Annotated in this window: 29 protein-coding genes and 1 pseudogene; all 30 read right to left on the bottom strand. The window is 43.5% G+C overall.

Features of this window, described 5'->3' with window-relative positions:
• Nucleotides 1–40 precede the first annotated feature (40 nt).
• A complete protein-coding gene (locus FTU06_RS11285) occupies nt 41–616 on the bottom strand; it encodes a hypothetical protein (protein ID WP_180146709.1) in 576 nt (191 codons plus the stop codon).
• Nucleotides 617–658: 42 nt separating this feature from the next.
• Complete coding sequence (locus FTU06_RS16895; RefSeq protein ID WP_257234408.1) at nt 659–2077, bottom strand: hypothetical protein; 1419 nt, start codon at nt 2075–2077, stop codon at nt 659–661.
• A 2-nt stretch (nt 2078–2079) separates the two neighbouring features.
• On the bottom strand, nt 2080–2724 hold the full coding sequence (locus FTU06_RS11275; RefSeq protein ID WP_180146706.1) for a hypothetical protein: 645 nt from the start codon (nt 2722–2724) through the stop codon (nt 2080–2082).
• Nucleotides 2712–3539: an SET domain-containing protein-lysine N-methyltransferase gene (locus FTU06_RS11270; RefSeq protein WP_180146702.1), complete on the bottom strand. Its 828-nt coding sequence runs from the start codon at nt 3537–3539 to the stop codon at nt 2712–2714. The genes FTU06_RS11275 and FTU06_RS11270 overlap by 13 nt, the downstream gene beginning before the upstream one ends.
• A 1-nt stretch (nt 3540) precedes the next feature.
• Nucleotides 3541–3876 (bottom strand): hypothetical protein, encoded by a 336-nt coding sequence (locus FTU06_RS11265; RefSeq protein ID WP_180146699.1) that lies wholly within the window; start codon nt 3874–3876, stop codon nt 3541–3543.
• Entirely contained in the window at nt 3876–4268 is a 393-nt protein-coding gene (locus tag FTU06_RS11260) for a hypothetical protein (protein ID WP_180146696.1), read from the bottom strand. Before FTU06_RS11260 ends, FTU06_RS11265 begins: the two co-directional genes overlap by 1 nt.
• Nucleotides 4269–5657: a packaged DNA stabilization protein gene (locus FTU06_RS11255; RefSeq protein WP_180146693.1), complete on the bottom strand. Its 1389-nt coding sequence runs from the start codon at nt 5655–5657 to the stop codon at nt 4269–4271. It abuts the gene before it with no gap.
• 2 nt (nt 5658–5659) lie between these two features.
• Nucleotides 5660–6115, bottom strand: coding sequence for a hypothetical protein (locus tag FTU06_RS11250; RefSeq protein ID WP_180146690.1), 456 nt, complete (start codon nt 6113–6115; stop codon nt 5660–5662).
• Nucleotides 6108–6590, bottom strand: coding sequence for a packaged DNA stabilization gp4 family protein (locus FTU06_RS11245; RefSeq protein ID WP_180146687.1), 483 nt, complete (start codon nt 6588–6590; stop codon nt 6108–6110). Before FTU06_RS11245 ends, FTU06_RS11250 begins: the two co-directional genes overlap by 8 nt.
• A gap of 13 nt (nt 6591–6603) precedes the next feature.
• A complete protein-coding gene (locus FTU06_RS11240) occupies nt 6604–7029 on the bottom strand; it encodes a hypothetical protein (protein ID WP_180146683.1) in 426 nt (141 codons plus the stop codon).
• Complete coding sequence (locus FTU06_RS11235; protein WP_180146680.1) at nt 7026–7418, bottom strand: Gp49 family protein; 393 nt, start codon at nt 7416–7418, stop codon at nt 7026–7028. The genes FTU06_RS11240 and FTU06_RS11235 overlap by 4 nt, the downstream gene beginning before the upstream one ends.
• A 60-nt stretch (nt 7419–7478) precedes the next feature.
• Nucleotides 7479–8741, bottom strand: coding sequence for a P22 phage major capsid protein family protein (locus FTU06_RS11230; RefSeq protein ID WP_180146677.1), 1263 nt, complete (start codon nt 8739–8741; stop codon nt 7479–7481).
• Between the two features lie 11 nt (nt 8742–8752).
• Nucleotides 8753–9643: a hypothetical protein gene (locus FTU06_RS11225; protein WP_180146674.1), complete on the bottom strand. Its 891-nt coding sequence runs from the start codon at nt 9641–9643 to the stop codon at nt 8753–8755.
• On the bottom strand, nt 9633–11714 hold the full coding sequence (locus tag FTU06_RS11220; protein WP_180146671.1) for a portal protein: 2082 nt from the start codon (nt 11712–11714) through the stop codon (nt 9633–9635). The genes FTU06_RS11225 and FTU06_RS11220 overlap by 11 nt, the downstream gene beginning before the upstream one ends.
• Before the next feature lie 17 nt (nt 11715–11731).
• Nucleotides 11732–13012 (bottom strand): PBSX family phage terminase large subunit, encoded by a 1281-nt coding sequence (locus FTU06_RS11215; protein WP_180146668.1) that lies wholly within the window; start codon nt 13010–13012, stop codon nt 11732–11734.
• Nucleotides 12987–13394 (bottom strand): terminase small subunit, encoded by a 408-nt coding sequence (locus tag FTU06_RS11210; protein WP_180146665.1) that lies wholly within the window; start codon nt 13392–13394, stop codon nt 12987–12989. The genes FTU06_RS11215 and FTU06_RS11210 overlap by 26 nt, the downstream gene beginning before the upstream one ends.
• A 4-nt stretch (nt 13395–13398) precedes the next feature.
• Nucleotides 13399–13896 carry a hypothetical protein gene (locus FTU06_RS11205; protein ID WP_180146662.1) on the bottom strand — a complete coding sequence of 166 codons (498 nt, stop codon included), beginning with the start codon at nt 13894–13896 and terminating at the stop codon, nt 13399–13401.
• A 261-nt stretch (nt 13897–14157) separates the two neighbouring features.
• Nucleotides 14158–14337 (bottom strand): hypothetical protein, encoded by a 180-nt coding sequence (locus tag FTU06_RS11200; protein ID WP_180146659.1) that lies wholly within the window; start codon nt 14335–14337, stop codon nt 14158–14160.
• 249 nt (nt 14338–14586) lie between these two features.
• A pseudogene (locus FTU06_RS11195) lies at nt 14587–14697 on the bottom strand.
• A gap of 202 nt (nt 14698–14899) precedes the next feature.
• Nucleotides 14900–15310, bottom strand: coding sequence for an antiterminator Q family protein (locus FTU06_RS11190; RefSeq protein ID WP_180146656.1), 411 nt, complete (start codon nt 15308–15310; stop codon nt 14900–14902).
• 10 nt (nt 15311–15320) lie between these two features.
• Complete coding sequence (locus FTU06_RS11185; protein ID WP_180146654.1) at nt 15321–15992, bottom strand: metallophosphoesterase; 672 nt, start codon at nt 15990–15992, stop codon at nt 15321–15323.
• A 10-nt stretch (nt 15993–16002) separates the two neighbouring features.
• On the bottom strand, nt 16003–16341 hold the full coding sequence (locus FTU06_RS11180) for a DUF1064 domain-containing protein (RefSeq protein WP_180146651.1): 339 nt from the start codon (nt 16339–16341) through the stop codon (nt 16003–16005).
• Complete coding sequence (locus FTU06_RS11175) at nt 16334–16633, bottom strand: hypothetical protein (protein ID WP_180146647.1); 300 nt, start codon at nt 16631–16633, stop codon at nt 16334–16336. Before FTU06_RS11175 ends, FTU06_RS11180 begins: the two co-directional genes overlap by 8 nt.
• On the bottom strand, nt 16630–16932 hold the full coding sequence (locus FTU06_RS11170) for a hypothetical protein (protein ID WP_180146644.1): 303 nt from the start codon (nt 16930–16932) through the stop codon (nt 16630–16632). Before FTU06_RS11170 ends, FTU06_RS11175 begins: the two co-directional genes overlap by 4 nt.
• Nucleotides 16929–17153: a hypothetical protein gene (locus FTU06_RS11165; RefSeq protein ID WP_180146642.1), complete on the bottom strand. Its 225-nt coding sequence runs from the start codon at nt 17151–17153 to the stop codon at nt 16929–16931. Before FTU06_RS11165 ends, FTU06_RS11170 begins: the two co-directional genes overlap by 4 nt.
• The gene (locus FTU06_RS16885) at nt 17150–17635 is read right to left on the bottom strand and encodes a hypothetical protein (RefSeq protein ID WP_257234406.1); all 486 of its coding nucleotides are present in this window, start codon (nt 17633–17635) and stop codon (nt 17150–17152) included. The genes FTU06_RS11165 and FTU06_RS16885 overlap by 4 nt, the downstream gene beginning before the upstream one ends.
• A complete protein-coding gene (locus FTU06_RS11155; protein WP_180146556.1) occupies nt 17632–17994 on the bottom strand; it encodes a hypothetical protein in 363 nt (120 codons plus the stop codon). Before FTU06_RS11155 ends, FTU06_RS16885 begins: the two co-directional genes overlap by 4 nt.
• A complete protein-coding gene (locus FTU06_RS11150) occupies nt 17991–18836 on the bottom strand; it encodes a hypothetical protein (RefSeq protein ID WP_180146639.1) in 846 nt (281 codons plus the stop codon). Before FTU06_RS11150 ends, FTU06_RS11155 begins: the two co-directional genes overlap by 4 nt.
• Entirely contained in the window at nt 18833–19867 is a 1035-nt protein-coding gene (locus tag FTU06_RS11145) for a hypothetical protein (protein WP_257234405.1), read from the bottom strand. The genes FTU06_RS11150 and FTU06_RS11145 overlap by 4 nt, the downstream gene beginning before the upstream one ends.
• Nucleotides 19864–20568 carry a phage antirepressor KilAC domain-containing protein gene (locus FTU06_RS11140; RefSeq protein WP_180146636.1) on the bottom strand — a complete coding sequence of 235 codons (705 nt, stop codon included), beginning with the start codon at nt 20566–20568 and terminating at the stop codon, nt 19864–19866. Before FTU06_RS11140 ends, FTU06_RS11145 begins: the two co-directional genes overlap by 4 nt.
• Between the last annotated feature and the right edge of the window lie 4 nt (nt 20569–20572).

Below are 20572 nucleotides of genomic sequence, written 5' to 3'. Positions count from 1 at the left end.
AGTTAACCCGAAATTATCCAACTGATTTTAATTAAGTCCACTACTCTTCCAATAAGCCCTTGAGCAATCTTCTTGCTTTTGGGTGTTCAGGGTATGCTTGTAGCGCCCTCTCTAAATTAAGCAAGGCGTTCTCCTTGTCAGTATTTTCTATATTTACAACAGCCGCATTAACAAAAGAATTTGCAGCTAAAATATTAGATTTTGCAATACCAAAACCACCAACATACATCTCCCCTTTGTAGGATAGTGCTTGTGCTCTTTCATGAGGTAGCATGGGCTTAGTTGTGCTTGCAGCCACTTCAAAGTGATTAAAGGAGTCAACGCACGGCTTAAAAGTCACTGCATCCATTCCATTTTCTTTTGCGAGCCCACATATTGTGAAATCAAGCAAGCCCCTGTATAGGTGCGCAGATGGATTGCCATTCTTTACTCTACTATCAAGCTCATCAAAACTACTCTTATACATATCTAACTCAGCCTTATTGTTTTTCTTGTTTTTTTTGGAAGATAAGTGGGATGCAATATTTTTCAAAAGCTCATGGTTGCTCAATCCTTTTACATCGGCAGCTTTTGCTGTTGAACACAATAATAAGATAATTAAAATAATATTTTTCATGCGATAACCCTCCTTTATTGTTAAAGGAAGGTTATCACAACTTTAAGGCGAAATATTAAAATAGATCGCCTGACCAGTGGTTGCCTGCTGACTGCGACTTTGTTTATCTTGATTCTTGAGTGCTCTTCCTAAATTCTTTTGGTAAAACTCAGAAAATGGAGTGCCTTTCGGAACTCGAACACCCAGCACCTCAATGTCGCGCTTACTTGAGCCAAGCTGCCCATTCTGATTAACCCACTCAGCTTTCATCTGCTTGTGGGCTGCATCAACCTCACTCATTTTAGCCACACCGCGCAAGAACGTTGTAATGGTGGTCGAATCAGCATTTGATGGTGGAAATCCTTTGCGCGCCATCTCAATATCTTTATCTGTTGCTGGGCCAGGTGGTAAGGCTTTAAGCACCTCACTGTTAATTAATCGATCATACTCTCTCATCATGGCGTTTTGCTCATCATTCGAAAACCCAGTTGCACGTTTAAATCCCGCCCATCCAGATGTAAACCAACCACCAGCCTGAGACTCTTTGGCATATCGATCTGCAAGACTGTTGAGTTTTTGGGATTGTGTCTGAGCGGCTGCCGAGTCTGTGACAAGCTCATTTACAAGTTTTTCCGCCCCTGGGCTTAACTTGGTTTGGCTTTGCCCCAACTCTTCGAGCTTCAGCTGCGTATTAGTTTCTAGTTTATCTCGCTCTAAACCCAACTGTCCTGCACGATACTCAATTTGTGATTGAACGTTCGCGATATTCCATTGTTTTTCATCAGGCAGCCATTCATTCTCAATCTTGGTCTGTTCGGTTTCAGCTTCAATTTTTCCAATTTCAGCTTCGGCTTTTGGCCCAAGCCACTTGGTTTCAGTCTCGGTTTTCTCAGTTTCGGCTTTAACCTTACCTGTTTGAGCTTGTTTGTTTTTAATCTCAAACGGTGTTAAATCGTTTTGATTCAATGCGCCTAATGTATCCTTAAACTTATCAGGGTTTGCTGATGCAAGGAATAAGCCAGTTGATGTTAAAAACCCGTTTGGATTTTGGTCAGCCATTTTTGCAAGATTGCGCATTTGCTCAGCCTGAGCCTCATCACCTGCATTCTCATAACCCAAGGCTTCAGTCTCAAGGATTGATTTTGCGATATCTGGTCGACCACCTGTGGCTGCAGCATACACACGTGATGCTGTCTTAAAGGCGGCTTGTTGGCGACCTGAATCTAAAACAGTGTAAGACTTTTGAAAATTCTCAGCTAATGACGGGTGTCTAGCCATAATATTTGCATAATCTTCATGAGTTTTATTTGGTTTTGATGCAAATGCTGAAAGCTCTTGTTGCATCTGCTCTTTTTGCAATGCTTCTTTTTGAGCAAGCTCCTTCGCCTGCACAAATTGCCCGATTTGCATCCCTTGAGTGAGACCAGTCATAGCAGTCTGTACTGGATTTTGCACATCAAGCATATAATTAATTGGCTGCATAGTTAAAACACCCCCATCATTTTCATGCCAGCAACTTGACCCATCGCACTATTAACGCCATTCCATGCATTTGCAGTGGCTTGTCCAGATGCTAGAGCCGCACCCGCTTGTGCTGCGCCAGTCTGTTGATACAGATTGGAAATATTACTAGCTGTTTGCATGCCAGCATTACCTGTCCCCGCTGCTGCGTTTTGACCCAGCGCAGTCATGCCTGCTAGGTTTTGATAACGCTGATTGATTAGCTGATTAAGCAATTGTGGTCTAAACTGGGCTAATGCTGCTTGAGTGTTTCCACCACGCAGACCACCAGTAGCAGACGCATTTTGCAAAATGGAATTTTCACCTTGTTGCAAATAGGTCTGCATTTCAGAGCTATTGTTAATATTGTTAATCGCTGTTTGCTGGGCTGCTGTACCGTTAACACCCAATAGATCTTGCTGACCAGTCAAACCACTAAGGCCTGCATCCGCATAAGGCTTTAAGAGTTTTTGAACTGCATCAAACTGTCGACGCTGTTCTTCTACACCCATTTCAGATGCATCAATTTGAGCATTGGCTGCTGTCTTGGCTGCTTTTTTTTGTGCACGGCTGGACATTGCACCGCCAACAACCGCGGCACCAACTACTGCTGTTGCTACTCCTGACATTTAGATAACTCCTTATTTAGTGTTAAAGCCTGTCTATAATCAACAGTTAGCTCTTCACCCTTGCTCCCGCCTTTACAGCCATCAATATCCCGCAAAGACATAAGGTAAATATCACCATTTTCATCGGCTACATATTTACAGTTTGGGTTTATCGAGTGATTTACATAACGACCTGCAGGTGTTCGCTTTCCAGAAATTCGTGCGGGAGCGATGATTTGCCCTGCAGTGATATGCCAACTTAAAAACAGACCTTTGCCTTCAATATTGGAGTCGCGAACCTGTGCCACAGCCTTAAATGCCACTGGCATATCAATCTGGTCTGATTCATCTTCTGATTGCTGCCGCACAGTCTCAGCATTAAAGCCAAAATCCTTTAATACTTGCTCGAAGTCATCACGATCTGGCTGGTTTAGTGCATAAATGATGCTTGATTGCTCTTTATCGTAAGCTTTCCAGTTTTCACTTTTGTCCAGATAGTGTGCTTCCAGTGCATCAATATCAGTTTCTTCTGTGGCGTAGACGTTTTGCCAAACACAAGTTTCAATCACATAGCCAACCTTTCGACCTGGCTTACCAGTAAAGATTAATGGAGCCTTAAGCACTCGTACTTGATCACCATCAACAATTGCTACTTTTCCTGTTAGCATGATATTTAAGTGCTCATACTTTTGAGCATGCCCGACTGCAAAAATACCTGCTGGCAATGTGACTTCGCGAATATAAATGCCTGGTCCAAAGTGATGCGCCACAGGGCAATCTGCCTGTGGCATTTCTAGCATCTCTTTCTCAAGATCAGCGACAATAAGGTTTGACATATTAAGTCACCTCTCGACCTGATGCTCGAATGGTCAATGAAGTAGCAGCACTGGCAATCATGCTGATTGCATCACCAGGCTCTAAAACATGGCCGACCAACTCAGGACACACATAGGTATCGCCAGCTGCTACTGATTTGGTTTTAATGACTGCATTGGCATCTGCTACCGCTCCACCTTCAGGAACCAAGTTGCAACTAAACGTCACTGCTGCCGATGTGGTATTAGTGACAGTCACTTTGTCAATCATGGTTTTAGAGTTGGTGGCAATATATTGGTTTGTTTGGACATCTTCTAACTGCTTAGAAGGAATAATACATGTGACTTTGACAGCCATTAGACTATCTCCAATGTTGATAATTCTTGATATTGAATCTGTGCAGGCTCTAATGAATCTTGAGTTATGGATTCATAGCGAGGAACAGGACAATCCTGACTTGTTGATTCGTAACGTGGCGTTAAATCATCGAACTGGCAATTACATTGATGCACCGGTTCCATCGCTTTAATACTGGCTAGTTCATCGATTGCATAAAGCAACGCCATTGCTAAGGCTGCTTGAGCCGTTGCACTCTCTGCCACGACCTGAACATTTTCCAGCCCTTCAAGCTGTCGCTCTAATTCATCTGGCAATAGATCAAAGACCTGTTCAAATGCTTTTAGAGTCCGAGGATCTTTAAAGATTTTGGCTAAGTCTTCACGTCTTGGTGTGCTAGGTCTTTTAATCACTTACACCCCCAGCGGCTCTATTTTAGCCTCTAGTCTCGCAATGGATAGTCGTGCATCAGACGTTCCTTTAAATCGCTGTATGCGCCAATTTTGCATACAGCCTTGCTGGAACCACACAAGGCGCTTATTGCGCTGCCCTTGCTTACCCACGCTGATAAATTTAGGCATGGACCACTCCATGCCATCAGTCGAGTATTGTGTATAGATGCTCGATTCTTTTCGGAATGAATTGCGGCCAGTTAAGCCAACCAACTCAAGTTGATGAAAGATTGCACCACTTGACTCGTTGTAAACAATAGCCGTTCCAAATTGCCATTCAACTTCATCACCCCAATGCTCACCGGTTTCATCAGTTAACACACCAAGCTTCGATTCAGTCGTATGTCCTATAAACCATTTGTTATAGGCATAAGTCATATTTCGAGCTGTGTAACCGTTGCCACTATTCAAAATGAACCAAGTTGGCTGACCAGTTGTTTGTGATGCAACCGAGTCATAGACCAGTGTTTGATCTGGTAGATGAATGTATAACCATGAATGCCCATCTACCTGTCGAGCTTCCAACTGACATTCGGTTAATTGTCTTTCTGTGTAGTTTGAAAGAATCTGCTCAACCTCACGTGTTGCAATCTTTTGCGAAGAGCCAGCGGATGAAATATAAACCGTGATAGCTTCATTTCGCCCACCACCAAGCATAGCGATTGCATCCATGTAAACACATGCAGTATTTTTGCTTAGCGTGCCTTTTGTGGTTTGAGCGCCATCAATGCGCTGAAATGGAAAGTATTCACCGCCGACGTTATCAAACACCTCAATCGTGTGTCGGTTTAAAACATACACTTCATTTCGAAGTTTAATTAAGCCAACAATGGGATCGGGATCGACCTCGGATGAACCGTATTTAAGCGGATTCACTTCAAATGGGTTGTTTAGCTCAGTGACAACAATGTTGTCACTATCACTTGTCATGAAATAACCATCCACCCAAATCACATCATGCACAGCGCCTAGATTGGAATCCGTGACTCGCTGTAAGTCCTCACCATCGTACAAATACAGCGCATTCCCCGCATTAATGGCTAGATAATCAAATGAGTAATCAAATGAACATAACCCGCCTGATTGCACGCTACCAATTTCTACAACCTGACTAGATGCTGAGATTTTCACAATCTTGGTGCCGCACACTCGATAGTGCTCACCACGCCAAACAATACCGCCACGATCTACACCAGGCAGATCTGCGACATGGTTAATACCCTCGGCTGGTCTTAAATATCCTGCTGAAATCCCCTGTCCTTTTGGAACTGGAATCAGGTTGACGGGGTAAGCTGTGCGAAAGTCAGAATTATTGTCAGTGTAGATTCCATCCAAAATAGGGATTTGCATATTTACCCCACTCGATACCAAGTATTAGAGAGCTTGTCATACTTCAATTTAAAGAAGCCACTAGCAGCCAACGCATTCGGCGCACCGATTACCAAGGCGCCATTACCATCAATGGTGAAGTTTGTAATCTGCTGAGAGCAGGTAACCGCCAGCTCTTGAGCATCTTGAATAGAGTAACGCTCTGGTAACTTGATTAACCCTGTGCTTAGCCCTGATGTCGGGTTGAGAATCAAGTACGTTCCGACTTCGCTATTTTCAATATCAAGTGTAAAGTTTGTGGTCGGGTTAAAGTGTTGAATATGCATTCTTGGATAATCGGCATGTTGCGGAAAACCCTCTTTAATCTCCTCAGCCAGCAAATCAACTGGCACACCACGAAAATCCTGATTGTTTGCACTCCAAAGCACAACTGAATCATTTGGACCAATGCGATCCGTAATATTTAATCGTTTATTCATTGGAAAAACTCACTGATGTATCTGGTGCAAAAACAGCCTTGGTGCATGTCTTCTCGATAAATGGGTGACATGTTGATTTATGGCCGGCACCACGCGGTAATGATGGGTCAAGCTGTACGCGCGGTGGATTGCTGAGCATTGCCAGTTGAATGGTTTCAAAAGCATCTTTGGCCATAGCTTTGGTTTCAACTGGTACAACCTTCCCAAATGCACCAGCCAATCGAATGGATAGATTTAAAACCACCGCTTCAACAGCATAATCCGGGATAAAGGTCTCTTGATCCAAATCACCGCTATTGGCATCGCTTGACAATGGGTAGCCAAAACGAATGTCTTTGCTATCCCATAGAGCCATCATTGAATCAAGTTTACGCTTGGCACTTTCAACCTGCTCTGGCTGCATGTCGAACACATAAGATGCAAGTCCCAGTTCCTCAAGAGCCTGCTCAATAATTTGTCTTTTAGTCCAGGACATAAGCACCTCTTAATTATTCAAAGTCTTTAGACTCGTGATCCAGTACCAACTGAGCTAATTCAGGCTTGCCCGCATTGGCTTTGTATTTGATTTCAGCTCCATCAAGAATGACCTTAAGCTCATCTGCTGGCTTGTCTTCCAATTCCTTAAATCGGATCTGCTTGCGAAGCTCCTGGTTCTCTTTTAAGGATTCGACCAGTTCTTCTTTGAGCTTGGTGTTTTCCTCACCCAGTGCATCGAAATGTTCTACCGCTACAAATGCAGATGGATTAATTTCAGAAACTAAACCACCTGCAACACCTATTTCACACTCAGGCAGGTCGATATAATCCACCCACCCACTATCACGTAATACCTGTTCTTCAATATCGTCGTGAGCGGTAGAGTTTTCAAAGTTTTTCTGGTCGCCCTTGTAGAGCATTTTTGGATAATTACTCATACTGCACCACCTTTACTTAAGTTTTCTTTTAACAAGTAGCCTTCAAGAATCCAGATTTTTTCACGTGCATTTTCACGTGCAATCTTGCGGCCAATTTCAGCATTGAAGTTTTCAGGACTTGCACATGCGCTTTCACCTGTGACAGTAAAACCATTACGCAGAATAAGAATACAAAATGTGAGTGTTTCGGCAGGCTTTAATAGATTTACGCCCTCCTTATATTCCGAGCGAACAAGCCCTGTAGCGCTACTCGCTGCGGCATGAATAGCATCGTTGCCAGTGATGTAGATTTCGGAAACGATTTGATTATCAATATGATTAGGCGTTAATCGTGGGGCGTTAAGGCCCTTGTCTTGAATTTCTTGTTCAATCTGTTTTTCGTTTGACAATTTTCACTACTCCAAAAATGACGACGCCCCAATTAAGGGGCATCTGTCGTCATGTTTTTATTAGGTTTGATTAAACAACTGGACACCAGCCATTTCTGGATTAAGTAGTGCGGTACCAAAGTCAATGTCCCAACGCGCTTTACATGAAAGGTCGTTAATGTTGCCTTGGCGCGTGTATGTGATACCAATACCTAAATCGGTAGTCGCACGCATCACTTGCCAGCCATCATCAGCATCAACTGCAAAAGTGCCTGGAATCAAGATCAAGCTTTCTTTACGGAAGAACGGGTTAAGCGGTGCAGCAGCCGTATTCAGCCAAGTTAATGCCGCACCAGTTGCTGGAGCATTGGTTACGTTCGCATATTCTTTCGAAGCAATAGAGCTTTCGGTCGGGTCGATAATCGCAGGATAAATACGAAGCGTGTTTGCTGCTGGCTTATCCACTACACGGAAAGTTTTAAGCGATCCGGTGTCTTGCTTGGTGATCAGGTGAACCTCATTCACGCCTGCAATAGTGAAAGCATCACCGACTTGAATGTCGGCATAGCCCGCCGAAGTCACCACTAAATCTGTGTAGCGATTGTCTTTGTTTTCTTCAAGACCTGCTGAAGTGGTGGTTGCGGCCGGAATGGTGCGCTGATTTGCACCGTTTACAGTTGTAGCACCACCAGCTGCCGCGGTTAAGCGAACTTCCTGGTCGTTTTTAAACACTTCAAAGCCAGCCACATCATGGCGAATCATGGCTTTTTCATAAGCATTTTTAGAGCGCGCAGTATCTTCAGAGCGGCTCGCTAAATTACCCGCCATTGCATTCATAGCTGAAGGTGAATAGAACGCCATACGACCATCAGCAGGAACGCCAATGCGCGTCATGCGAGTATCAATGTCAGCAACATCATCATAACCGGTTGCTGCACCTGTTCGCTTCGACACGATAGAGCCAAACAATGCTGCCGTACGGAACAATGCGGTATTCACATCGGAGGCAAGTTTCTGCTTTGCTGCCTTACCGAATTGATCCATTGCATAAGCATTACGCAGGTTTTTAGAGGAAAGGGTTTTAGGTACTGATTTGTGATAACCAATTGATGCCGGCACGTTTAACTGAGTCAAGCCATCAAAATTGGCAGTCTGGTCGAAACCATCGTAAGACGCACCGATCATTGGTGCAGGGATCCAGAACTTATCACGCGCATTCACTGCTTCCTGAGCAGTCATTGGGTCGTAAAGTTCAGCCCCTTTTGCAATAACAAGTAGGTCTTCAAAACCTTCGATCACATCATCAAACATGACCTGTTCTTGTTTAGTAAAGCTTGTAGCCATAAGTATTCACCTTATTTCTGTAAAGATTTTTTGTATTTAATCAGCTCGGTTCGATCACCAGTTTTCGCTGCTTTCGCTTCGAGTTGCGCCAACTTCTGATCTACCACACCAGACAAGCCAGCCGATCCACTAGGTTTCCGCTCTGGTTGAGTTGATGGTTTACGAGTTTGGATTTTCATCTGAGAGTCCAGTTTGGCTGCAGCAAAGGCGAATTGAATTGGGTCTGTAATTTCAGAAAGCTCTTGTGCTTTCTTTGGGTTTTTCCCCAAGTGATACAGAATCAATTCTGGATTCTCAGCAGCATGAATCAAAATGCCCTGTTGGGTTGCTGTGAGTTTGTCTTTTGCAGCTTCTTCTACTTCCTCAAAGTCACGAACTTTGGATGCTACATTTTGACGTCGCTCTTCATAGCTTTGCATTTTGGTCTGCCATGCTTGCTTAGCCTTTTCTTCCTCAGCCTGCTTTGCTGCCTGCTGCTGTTCAACTTGACGTTTACGCTCATGCCACTGCTCGACTGCGCTTTCAAATTGATCTTCGTCATAATCAAAGTCGGCAAGCTTTGGTTTTGAACCAACTTCAATCGGTTTGTCAGCCGGTTTAGCCTGTTGCACCTGAACCTCTAGCTCCTTGATGCGTTTGCGTGCTTCCCGCTCTTTTTTGCGAAGGTCTTTTACCCATGCTGGCGCTGGTTTTCCGCTAAAGTCATCCTCATCGGATGGTTCAGGCTCTTCATCACCAACCGTAATGACAAATTCTTCATCTTCAGACGTCTCATCATCAGACTGGTTAGATTCATCTTGGGTTTCTTCTGGATCTTCCTGATTTTCATCCTCCTGATTGTCTTCAATCGGGTCGATGTTGTCTTCTTCATCCAGTTCTGTGCGCAGGTCTTCAATTGACATATTGCATTTCCTCGTTCTGTGTAGGCTGAACGGTTGCCTGTTGTGGTTGCATACCTAGTTGACTGATTGCTTCAAGCACTGCTTGTCGTTCGTCCATATCTAAGCGCGTCATTAAATCGATTGCTTTGGCTTTGGTTTCTTCTGCTCTTGCTATCGCAAGTTCAGTGTCTGCCTGTGCTTTAATTGCAAGTGATTTATTCTTTTCAGCTTCGGATTGCAGATACAGCGTATTTGCATCAGGCTGCTGATTCTGAGCTTCTTGCGCGAGTTGCTGAGCTTCCTCTTTGGTTGGCTCTACAACACCCATACGCAGTAATTTCTTGCGGTAATATTCACGGACTTCATTAACGCCCTCACCCTCCATGTTCATCATAATCATGGATGACAGCACTTGTTGATCCATTGGATCGGCTACCAAAGGCAGCATGTTGGTCAGCGAGCGTACTGTTGCATTTCGCTTGCTGGTGGATGTTGGACCAATGTCGATTGCGACATCAAACTTAGCTTTAGTTAAGTCGTTTGTATGTTCAACTTCACCAGAAGAAGGGTTGTAAACAGGTTTAAATAACTCGATTGAGTCGATCTCGTCCTGATCCCCCACTGTCTTCATTGTTCGACCATCCTCGACATAAAGTTCAGATGCCATAGACAGCCAGATTTCACCAGATCGACGTACCGCTTTGGCAAAGTTTGAAATGTAGATGAAAGACTGCATATCCAATCGGTTTTGAATCATCTCGATTGCAACACCGCTCGTATTGGAAACAATCTCATCGCCCGATTCTTGATTGCCCAGAATGTCCGATAAATCTTGTTCGGTAACCTGAAGCAAGGCTGCCATTGCAGGCGGCACACTTGGCGGTTTGGTGTAAGCCACTGGACCTTGAGCAACAGCATTACCCATTGCATCTTTAAGCGGGTGTGCAAGCAAATACGGGTAGTTCTCAATGTTATCTTGAGCCCACATATGCTGAACGCCAGCAACCTGCTCCGGTGCAAGAATAGGCTTCTCAACACTGGATAGCGCACTGATTTCACCAAGCTTGGATAGCTGCATGTTCTTCAGTCGCTGAGCGTCTTTGCAAAGCCGCACATGACCCATGCAACGCTCTACATTGTCGATATACCACCGTTTGCCATATACCGGCACGATTGGGATATGACGACCAGCGATGTAACCGTAATCCTCAAGAACGCCAAGACCTGACATAAGAAGCTTGCGAACGCGCTTACGCTCAAAATCTCGGACACGAACTTCTTGCGCACCGGTTGCATTTAATTCATCGAGAATGCTTGGATCTTCTTCAAGCTGTTCCGCTGTGTAACGCTCTTCGGATCCATCGATTAAACGGAAGATATGAATCTTCTCTTTAACCTTTTCGACCTTGTAATATTCAGCGACATAAACAGAGTCTTTCGATGCCCAATCAAAGTGACTATTGGTAATAGTCTTATCCCATGAGGATGGGTCTTGATCTTCGCCATATTCTTCTTTGAATGCATCGCATGACATTGAGGTCAAAACAAAGCAGTATTTGGCATCTGCTTTATCCTGGCGTTTAGCGTCGGGATCAAAGAAAACACATGTATCGGCATCAAAAATAGGTTCTATTCTGATTCGCTGATGCTCGTTCTCTTCATCATCCTCATCTTCATATTCAGCACGTAAACGCCAAGCTCCAAAGCCACCACCGACTGCTTCTTCAAACGCATTGTCATAAGCTTCATCTGCACCTGAGTCCTGCTCATCTGCACGATAAAGCTTTGCGCAGGTGTCAGCCAAATCATCATTGCTCACACCATCTTTACTAATGAAGTTCACACCAATACGGTTGTTGCGATATTCGTTAATAATACGAATGACAGCCAAGTGAATCTTATTGACTTCAAATTTAGGCTTATTTTCAAACTGTTCGCCTAACTTGCCTTCCCATTGAGCACCAGCAATAGAATAAAAACGACGATCCTCTAAGCACTGCTGACGTTCATCAGCAACAGCGCATTGAGCTTTATCAAATTGTTTCTTTGCGGTTTCATGGATTTTGGCAAGTCGATCTGTTTTATCAGTCACGACTTGACTCCATTTGATTACCAACGATTGATTGTTGGGATTGGGTTAATTTCTACTTGCTGCGGCTGGCACATTTTATTGATATTAATCGCACCCTCACCAAACGCATCCGAGCTATGCGAAGCCCAGTCATGCACTGGCGTTGCTTTGAATTGATCCAATTTGTCGTTGAACTCACGGCGATAGTTTTGTAATGCGCGAATACCGTGTTTGCACTTCTCAGCATCAAACCAACAGTCTTTTAAGAATTGGCGAGTTGCCTCAATACGATCTTCAACGCCAAGCCTTGCACCCTTATTCATTCGATAACCAAGATTAGCCATTGTTTGCTCACGACTCACACCACTTGATAAGTCACGTGCTGCAATGTCATGCGGTGCAAAATGTTTCTCATAGCGATAACCAAACTTCTGGGCCTTCTCATCAAGAATTCGAGCGTAATGCGCCAATGGCTCGTTATTTGCCTCGTAATGATCAATTGCTCGCTTCTCTTTGCCATAGATTTGGAAGAACCAAATCGCAGTAGGGTCAAGAATCCCCAAATCCCACGATGTATAAACGGGTAAATTTGGATCATGCGGAACTTTACATATGCGATTTTCACGCTTGATCTGCTCAAACTCAGCTTTGTAGATTGCACCATCTGCAATTTCTTTGGGTTTTCCTAGCCAAATATGTTCGTACTGATCGTAATCATCGGCTTTCATCTGTTCAGCCAGTGCAATTAATTCATCTGGGCATTCTTTGTTGTCTATGTAATTAATCTGCACAACAACTGTGTCAGCGCGTTCAGGCACAACGTAATCCGCATAAACCGCATCACTTGGCAGCTTTGGGTTCATTGACATAATAACCATCGGCTTAAAGGTACGAACAACTGTAGGAATCAAAATAGACAGCGAGAACGCACTCACTGTCTGCGCTTCCTCAATCCACGTGATTGTTGCACCTTCAAACGATTTGACCGACTCGACTGTATGATTCAGTAAGCCAGCAAAGCTAAATTCAGTGCCGTTAATGCCGCGTATTTCTGTTTCTAAAATCTGATAGAAAGCACCTAAACCAAGTGCTGCAATGCGATCTGATAAAAGCTTATGCACAGACTGTTTAATTGACTTTTGCACTTCACGACAACATAAAATACGATGCTTTTGTTTTGCACCTTCGATCAACAGAAAGTCTGCAATCTCCCAAGACTTACCACCACCACGGCCACCGTGATACACATAGAACAGTTTATTGTTTTTTAGGTGTGTATAAAGCGGCTTAAATTTACTCGGTACTCGTTTCTCCATCATTTTCGAATACCACCTTTAAACTCATATTGATTGGGTTGTTTGGGTCGCCTGAATGCTCAATTTTGTCTTTGAACATGCCCAAGTGCTTGCCAAGATGCGCCCAAGCAGATACACGCGCTGATTGTGTTGAGCCTTCTGCATAATCTTGAGCCTCTTTAAGCAAGCCATTCACGACCATATCAACGGTTAATTGAGTTTTGTTTGATAAGCTTTCTTGCGCTTCTTGAATGGCTTTTGCAATGTTGGGTTTTGCTAGGTTTTCACAACCAATGTCTCTTGCTGTCTTTTCACTATAACCCGCACGAATTGCAGCCTGCGTAGCATTTAGGTCTATCAGATATTCTTCGACAAACCTTTGCTGTTTAGGCGTTAGGTTCGCCATATCTCTACTCCATCGCAAACATCAAATCATCTGGTGTACTTAAATATTTCCCATGCTTCAAACAGAACGCATGAATGTCATTCAGGTACTCGGTAAACTGCTCGACACTTGCGTCAGTCGTTGTGATTAATCCATTCAACCCATCTGCCACTTGCTGATACATCGGGTGTCCTTGATCTTTCAAAGCCTTTACTGCTGCAAAGGTCTTTCTGTATTGACCCACATCATCACGATGATAGATACGCGCCAAGAATTGCTTCTTGAAAAATAAATGCTCTGCGTCTTTATCTGTGCCTTGATGTTTTGCCCACTGCGAAATCCATAGCCAATAGAGTCTATTCTGCGCCTTGCTTCGATCTTCTTGCTTCTGATCTATCCGCACAACCAAAGGCTTGCCATCGCTCAAAGCATCCGCATGATGCCTGTGCATATACGCAATCGCACGACCCACTTCTTCAAATGACTTGATAACAAAACATGCAGGTTCGAGTTTGACTTTCATCAAAACACATCCTCATTTTTGCGCATCATCAACTCAGTTTTGACTAACCATTGTTCAAATAGCTTCTTAGTTTCTTCTCGTCTACCAAGCTGATATGTATCTAACAAGTAATGGCAATTTCTACACAGGCTAACAGTATATTCATCATCAGCCTTTCGTCCCATCGACTTGCCAAACTCTGCCCAATTCGCATGACATGCTTCACTTGGCGCAGGATTACCACACCTTACACAAGGAAGCTTGCGAATCTCCGCCAGTCGCTTAGGACTTCGCATTGAGCTGCTTCTCTATGTTGTAAATCTGTCTGCCAATCTTCTTTAATTCAGCACCACAGTCTTGTTTAAATGCATGGCTTGAAAATAGATGGTTGTAATTCATTAACCGCGCTTGGTTTGCTTTAAGTATTTCTAAGTTTTTAGATGCTTCGACACGATCAACCATAACCACCACCAATAAGAAAAGAAAAACCCCACTCAAATCTCCAGAATTGAGCAGGGTCTTTGTGTGCCGTAATACGTTCAGCAAAAGCCACCGAAGTGGCGAGGGTTTACTTAACTTCTTTCAAACAATCCCGACACACCTTGATTTCTTCATCATCAATCGTGTGATCAATCTCAACTGCACCATGAAAACCGAATAAGCACATTAAAAATTGGAGCATGTGGATCTCCTTTGATTTTAAAGACGGGATGAATACGGCAGGACTTGAACCTGCGCGAAGAGTGTCTTAACCGTGATCTCATACATACGACTGCTATCTCGTATTAGAAAGCCGCTCTAACCAACTGAGCTACGCTATTCACCCCTCTTTAGAATCTAGGTGGCGGTATTAATTTAAACCACTAGAAATTAATAGGAACCGCCATAACGCAAAAAGCCCACATTTCTGTGAGCCTTTACGGTAATTATCAGTCTTTCCTGATTGTCATTTGCTTTTCGTGGTTAAGTGCGTATACATAACTTCGACCACTTAACACAAATTTAAACGAAGTGTGCTGCACTGTCAATAGGGCAAATTCTCAATCACACCATCAAGGTACGAAAGCCCTTTGTCGATCTCAGCGCGTACCTTTGCTTTACTGCAATCGTGAGCATTTGCAATACTCAGGTACGACCAATTGTTTTCATAAAAAAGGATTAAAAACCAAGCTCTTTCCTGTAAAAACTCCCGACTATCATTGTGCATTTTTGCTAACAACTTGCTAACTCGCACCGCTTCATAATCTTCAATCTCGACTGGAATTGACACCTTGCTTGCGCGTATTCTTGTTTTGTCACTTTGGTCAATCAAGATAGCAAGCGGATTGGCTGACACGCTTGTTTTTACAGTTCTTACCCAAGCCCCGTATTGCTCAAGCCATTGGTGCGCTGAACGCTTGGACCAATCAATTTTTAACTCTGTCGCTGCATTCATCCCTAGTCCCTCAAATTTTGCTTAAATCTAAAATCGTCATCGTGCCCCAATGAACTGCACCGGTATCAATCCAATAACAGTTGTCGCGCTTACATGGTTTCTGGGTGACTGTATGGCCCATGATTACCGCATGCACACCAGAAACATGGGTATATTGGTTTTTATCTTCGTCTAATCGATAACGGCCCCACATTGCCAGTTGATCCGCATCACGAATAGATTCTTTTTCAAAACTAAGCTTGAACTCATCCCAGTCATTCTCCTCGATGTGACCATGAACAAATCCAAACTTCTTGCCGCCATGGTTCACTTCAAGCACTACTGGCAGTTCAGCAAAGGTTTTCGCAATGTTGCGCATCTCTTGCTCATCAAGCACGTAAAACCACTCGCCACCATTTTCAACATGGCATTGCATTGCAGCTCTATTGCTTAAACCCCAAATACATAAATCTTCATGATTACCACGCACTGATGTAAACCACGACTTAGACAATAGCTCGATGCACTCCATGTTTTGGGTGCCACGATCCACCAAGTCACCAACCGCAACCAACAAATCATTTTCAAAGTCGAAGCCAATTTCTTTAAGTCGAGTCATAAGCAGGTTGTAGCAGCCATGAATATCCCCAACAGCCCACAATTTCCCTTTAATTTCTTTATCCCAAATTTTTACTAAAGCCATCCCTAACTCCTCAAATCTCTTTAATCTCGATACCGTGTACCGATTTCATTAAGTGCTTTTTCAAGCGGTAAACTGGTAAATTCCGTGTCATTTTGCTTTTGACATCTTCAACAACCATCTTCCCCTTTTCCCGATAAACAAAATCTGCGACATACTTCACTGCTGGCTTGCGTTTTGGCTCATTTTCAAACTTGACCGACTCAGCCAAAATGAAAGCCTTTTGCAGCTCTAAGCTTTTGATTTCCCCTGCACGTTCTAACAGCGACAAATCCCGATAGCGCCTGGCTTCTTTTTGACTATCGAAAGTGATGCCGTTAAGCACCACCTTCTTGTTTTTGTATTTAGTCATTGGCACCTCGCTTCACTGGCGACATGCGTTCAAGTAGCTCCTTTTTGGCTTTTTCGTGAGCTTCTTTGGCTTCACGCTCCCACTTAATGCGAAGATAAGTAGCCAAGGGCAAGGCAAGTACCACCAAACACAAAGAAAACAACCAGACAGCAATTACGAATACAGCTTTTGCGAAAACCTTGATTACACCCCACAAGTCTTCAAGAGCATCCAAGACATCACAACGCAAGTCTGAAAAAATACTTCTAGTGCCGTTTTTAAAGCCAACTATAGTTTTTAAGTGCTTATTCATGGCTCACCTCGCAGGGCTTTACACTCACCATCAAACCACTCAATTAATGCTTTAATTTTCTCATTCGTAATAAAGCCGTCGTGATCGTAGTTGTGAACACATATCAAATCTGAAATCTCACCAGTTTCATCTTTTTGATACAGCCAAAATGATTCATTACAAGTGCCGACACACATAGCTGATAGATGTCGCTTACGAGATAATTGATACTTACTCTGCTCACCAACCGTGAAATGATTAAAAGCCCTAAAGCCCAGTAAATCTAAGTCACTATTTGTCAAACCTTCAAAATCACTCATCCCTCAATCACCTTCGTTGTCGGCGCTATATGGTTCCGAATGTCACTTACATGATCGGTTCGGTCGTGGTCAGCTAGAGCGGCACGTAGATCTGCAATCAAGACATCACCTTTGCATGGAATACCACCACTACCATAGGCCGTAAGATACACATTGAAGCTTTCTGCCCATTCAGGCGCCCCATCCACAATTTCCCGCATTTGTTCGATTGTTAGGTTCATGCTGCCTTCTCCCGTTGTTCAATCGCTTTCATTGCTAACTTAATTTGCTCATAACGCTCTTTTGAGCATGGTCTAGTTTGATTGGTTATTTGCGATATGAACGCATGAGCCACTTTCAACTCTCGACACAAATCACCACCACGGCCTTTGCGTTCTTTGCACCACTGATCCAAAGCCTTAATCTCTACTAAGGCTGCCTGATCCTCTTTTTGACGAGCACGCTTTTTATCTGTCTGCGCAACAGAATTCGCCATCACTTGACGCATAGTCTTTTGAGATTTTGGTTTTGAGCCATTCCACCCTTTGCTGCATTCACCCGAAAAGCCTTGAGGTAATTGCTCAACAGCTCCACCATTTTTTAAGAAAGCCTCAAGATCACTATCAAGTTGCTCACGTAGACTGCGCTTAGCTTCAATCTGAGCGTGAGTTATATTTCGACCCGCTTGCACGGATTCGATACGCTGTTGTAGTAATTCGTTCATGCTGCACCTGCCTTACCAACCATAAAGCTTGGTGGAGTAGGTAGCGATTGTTCTATTGGTCGCCACAGGTGTAAGCAATACGGATGGTTGTTCACATAGTCGCTTTTAGGTGGGTGATACTGAATTACGCAGTCATCTTCACTCCAAAATAAGGACTTGATGAAACACATCTCTTCCCAAGTTGGACAACGTGACGGAAGTGAAACACTGACATGCTCCCAACCCATTTGATCGCTAGCAATGACAGTGAAAACACATTTCTTGGTCTTCACCCAAAATGCACCATTATTTCCATAGCTCTCACTGCTCGCCAATGGTCCTGATTTAATTCTGTATTTCTCTGGAACAGTAAAACTCACACCCCACCTCCTACTTGCTTATCCATAAAACGCACTGCATTCGGCAATGGCTTTTGCTCAGCCTGCAAAGCCGCTTTGTATTCATCAAAGTTGTCAAACGGATCAATGTGCTGCATTTCCATAGACTCCCAAGGCTGAGGCTCTTTCACTTCCTCGGTCATCTTGTTTACATTTGGCTTAATTAAGTCTTTGATTTTTGCTAAAGCTTCTTGAGCTATCGTTTTATATCGCTCAGATTCGCTCAGTTGCTCCAATTTGGTCTGTTTATGCTCTAGCAGTGCAGTTGCATCTGGAGTAGTTAAAAACCCATCAACCTCAGCTTGCTTGATAGCAGCAATCGCTTGGTCTTTGTCTGTACCTAGCGAAGCTACATAAATCGGCTTTAATCCCTGATCTTTGGCTTGAATCACAAGGCGGTCATACGCATCACAAAAGATTTTCTTGGATTCAGCACGTTGGTATTTATCACCAGTCTTAACCAAGTCTTCACAACGACTGAATGCTTGAGCCATTTGTTCAGTCCAAATTACTGTTAATTCCTGACCATCAAAACCAATCGACTTTTCAGCAATCGCCCATGCTTCATGTGAGCCGAGCCAGTCATCGGTCTTTGGCTCGCACCAAGAACGGAATTCAGGGATGGTTGGGCAGAAAGTTGAGCGCTGCATCCGCATATAACCGCGCTTAAAATCCTCTTGGCTCAACCCTTGCAGACATTCAACCATTGCATCCGCAATATCTGCAGCAGGAATATCACCCCACTGTTCAGCGTACTTCTTGCCATAAAACGCCTTCATCTTGTTCATCAGGCGAGCCGCGTGTTCAGTTGTAAAAATGCTCATTGCTCGCCCTCCCAAGTAACTGCAGCAAACACAGGATTCACATCAATGATTTCCTGCTGTTCAGATCCGATGCCATACTTTGCGAAAAATGCATCATGGTCATTCATGGTCTTACTGTTTTTTGCTGCAGACGACTGGTAGACGGTTGCTGCAGTCTGCTTGGTTTGCTTTGGCTCAAATAAGCCTTGGTAGTTTCCAGTGATTGAAGTTTTCAAAGACTCGTTGCTGCCATCAAATCCCCATTTCTGGAAATCTTTGTAAATCGCATTGAGTGCGTTTTTAGTCAGCTTTGTTTTGGCGGTCATTGAGCGATTGGAAACAAACTGCTCCCAAAGTGAAAAGTCACAAAGGTTTTTAAATCGGCCAGATGTGAGTTTGATTACTTCGTCATAAGACAATTTACGAGCCTTGTCTTTGCGCTCAGCTTCGGCTTTTGCTTTTTGTTGTTTTACAAAGATTGGGTAACTGTAAAAATTAGCTTCCAAAGGTTTTTTGGAGCGAAGCGACTTAATTAATAATTCTATAGATATAGTTCTATAAATTAATTCTATTGTGTCTTCAGTTATGGAAGTGCTGGCGCTTTCATCTTGGAAGTGCTCGCACTTCACTTTTGGAAGTGCTTCACTTTTGGAAGTGGTACTTTCATTGTGGAAGTGCTCAACCAATGAGACCTCATTGATCTGGTACTCATTACCCTTGCGACTGTTCTCGCTAACCAGTGTAATAACACCTAAATCAAGCAACTCTTTGAGACCTCTTCTAACTGTACCTGTACCCATTTTTTTAGAGCCTTCGAGCTTTCCACCTTGCAACTGTGAATAGCTCACATGGTCAGTCACCTTGTCCTTAAAGCCGTTAATACGATCCTCAAGTTCTGCATAGACATTTTTCGCTGCATCACTTAAAAATGGACGAACCTCTTGGCGATATAATCGACTAGACATGACATAGCCTTTTTCAAACTTGTCAGCCATTTTTTTACCTTTGTTGAATTGGACAATGTTGTCCTCGTGTTTTTTGAGTGCTGTCATGCCGCACCCCGCAAATTAAACTTAGCCAACTCCCCAGCAATCCACTCGATACCTTTTGGTGTAAACAAGGCGTGATTAAATGCGTGGCCTGAATCACTTACGCCTGTTTTGACATGGAATCGCTTTGCATCTACATGGGTTTGGTATGCAGTCCACTCGCCATTGAGCTTGTACATAATTCGGTTTGACTCTAAGAATTCACGGAACTTGTATTCCTTGATCTGCAATAGCTTTGCAACTTGGCGGAATGTTTTATTGCCATTGCCTGCAACGTATTTATCCACGAAAGCGACTTTTGGAGCTTGAATCTCCAACTCCTGTTTTAGTGCAATGTTCTGCTTTGCCTGAATCTCAATTGCCTGAAGTAGATGTGCTGGGTTGGTGATGTCGAAAGGCTTTTGCTTTTCTTTTAAAATTGCCAATACATTCTTGCGAACACCTTTCGATTCGCGCATACCGATCAATATGCATTGATCGATTGTTAATTCAAAAACAACCGACTCTGTATTGTTGAAATTCTGAACTACGAAAGTTTCGTAGTTATCACCATCAAGCTCATCAGCCACTCGATTATTAAAATCATTCAGTCGAACTGGTTTTTCGTTGAATTGAGCGCGAACCTGATTAATCAAATCAAGCAAGTCTTTGCTTGACATTTTCTGTTCAGAATTTCCGAACTGTGGTAAAATTGGCATGTTCATATTG

The organism is Acinetobacter sp. YH12052, assembly GCF_013419835.1.
Lineage (GTDB): Bacteria > Pseudomonadota > Gammaproteobacteria > Pseudomonadales > Moraxellaceae > Acinetobacter > Acinetobacter amyesii.
The sequence above is the reverse complement of the archived record's forward strand: the minus strand, read 5'-3'. Positions and strand labels throughout refer to the sequence as shown.

What these genes read in the sequence shown, in the direction of transcription:
- FTU06_RS11225 (WP_180146674.1), bottom strand. Translation starts at nt 9,643, where the DNA reads ATGTCAATTGAAGACCTGCGCACAGAACTGGATGAAGAAGACAACATC.
- FTU06_RS11170 (WP_180146644.1), bottom strand. Translation starts at nt 16,932, where the DNA reads ATGAGTGATTTTGAAGGTTTGACAAATAGTGACTTAGATTTACTGGGC.
- FTU06_RS11240 (WP_180146683.1), bottom strand. Translation starts at nt 7,029, where the DNA reads ATGAGTAATTATCCAAAAATGCTCTACAAGGGCGACCAGAAAAACTTT.
- FTU06_RS11190 (WP_180146656.1), bottom strand. Translation starts at nt 15,310, where the DNA reads ATGAATGCAGCGACAGAGTTAAAAATTGATTGGTCCAAGCGTTCAGCG.
- FTU06_RS11275 (WP_180146706.1), bottom strand. Translation starts at nt 2,724, where the DNA reads ATGTCAGGAGTAGCAACAGCAGTAGTTGGTGCCGCGGTTGTTGGCGGT.
- FTU06_RS11185 (WP_180146654.1), bottom strand. Translation starts at nt 15,992, where the DNA reads ATGGCTTTAGTAAAAATTTGGGATAAAGAAATTAAAGGGAAATTGTGG.
- FTU06_RS11255 (WP_180146693.1), bottom strand. Translation starts at nt 5,657, where the DNA reads ATGCAAATCCCTATTTTGGATGGAATCTACACTGACAATAATTCTGAC.
- FTU06_RS11215 (WP_180146668.1), bottom strand. Translation starts at nt 13,012, where the DNA reads ATGATGGAGAAACGAGTACCGAGTAAATTTAAGCCGCTTTATACACAC.
- FTU06_RS16895 (WP_257234408.1), bottom strand. Translation starts at nt 2,077, where the DNA reads ATGCAGCCAATTAATTATATGCTTGATGTGCAAAATCCAGTACAGACT.
- FTU06_RS11265 (WP_180146699.1), bottom strand. Translation starts at nt 3,876, where the DNA reads ATGGCTGTCAAAGTCACATGTATTATTCCTTCTAAGCAGTTAGAAGAT.
- FTU06_RS11200 (WP_180146659.1), bottom strand. Translation starts at nt 14,337, where the DNA reads ATGGTTGATCGTGTCGAAGCATCTAAAAACTTAGAAATACTTAAAGCA.
- FTU06_RS11145 (WP_257234405.1), bottom strand. Translation starts at nt 19,867, where the DNA reads ATGACAGCACTCAAAAAACACGAGGACAACATTGTCCAATTCAACAAA.
- FTU06_RS11230 (WP_180146677.1), bottom strand. Translation starts at nt 8,741, where the DNA reads ATGGCTACAAGCTTTACTAAACAAGAACAGGTCATGTTTGATGATGTG.
- FTU06_RS11250 (WP_180146690.1), bottom strand. Translation starts at nt 6,115, where the DNA reads ATGAATAAACGATTAAATATTACGGATCGCATTGGTCCAAATGATTCA.
- FTU06_RS11150 (WP_180146639.1), bottom strand. Translation starts at nt 18,836, where the DNA reads ATGAGCATTTTTACAACTGAACACGCGGCTCGCCTGATGAACAAGATG.
- FTU06_RS11210 (WP_180146665.1), bottom strand. Translation starts at nt 13,394, where the DNA reads ATGGCGAACCTAACGCCTAAACAGCAAAGGTTTGTCGAAGAATATCTG.
- FTU06_RS11165 (WP_180146642.1), bottom strand. Translation starts at nt 17,153, where the DNA reads ATGAACCTAACAATCGAACAAATGCGGGAAATTGTGGATGGGGCGCCT.
- FTU06_RS11180 (WP_180146651.1), bottom strand. Translation starts at nt 16,341, where the DNA reads ATGACTAAATACAAAAACAAGAAGGTGGTGCTTAACGGCATCACTTTC.
- FTU06_RS11205 (WP_180146662.1), bottom strand. Translation starts at nt 13,896, where the DNA reads ATGAAAGTCAAACTCGAACCTGCATGTTTTGTTATCAAGTCATTTGAA.
- FTU06_RS11175 (WP_180146647.1), bottom strand. Translation starts at nt 16,633, where the DNA reads ATGAATAAGCACTTAAAAACTATAGTTGGCTTTAAAAACGGCACTAGA.
- FTU06_RS11140 (WP_180146636.1), bottom strand. Translation starts at nt 20,568, where the DNA reads ATGAACATGCCAATTTTACCACAGTTCGGAAATTCTGAACAGAAAATG.
- FTU06_RS16885 (WP_257234406.1), bottom strand. Translation starts at nt 17,635, where the DNA reads ATGAACGAATTACTACAACAGCGTATCGAATCCGTGCAAGCGGGTCGA.
- FTU06_RS11245 (WP_180146687.1), bottom strand. Translation starts at nt 6,590, where the DNA reads ATGTCCTGGACTAAAAGACAAATTATTGAGCAGGCTCTTGAGGAACTG.
- FTU06_RS11285 (WP_180146709.1), bottom strand. Translation starts at nt 616, where the DNA reads ATGAAAAATATTATTTTAATTATCTTATTATTGTGTTCAACAGCAAAA.
- FTU06_RS11270 (WP_180146702.1), bottom strand. Translation starts at nt 3,539, where the DNA reads ATGTCAAACCTTATTGTCGCTGATCTTGAGAAAGAGATGCTAGAAATG.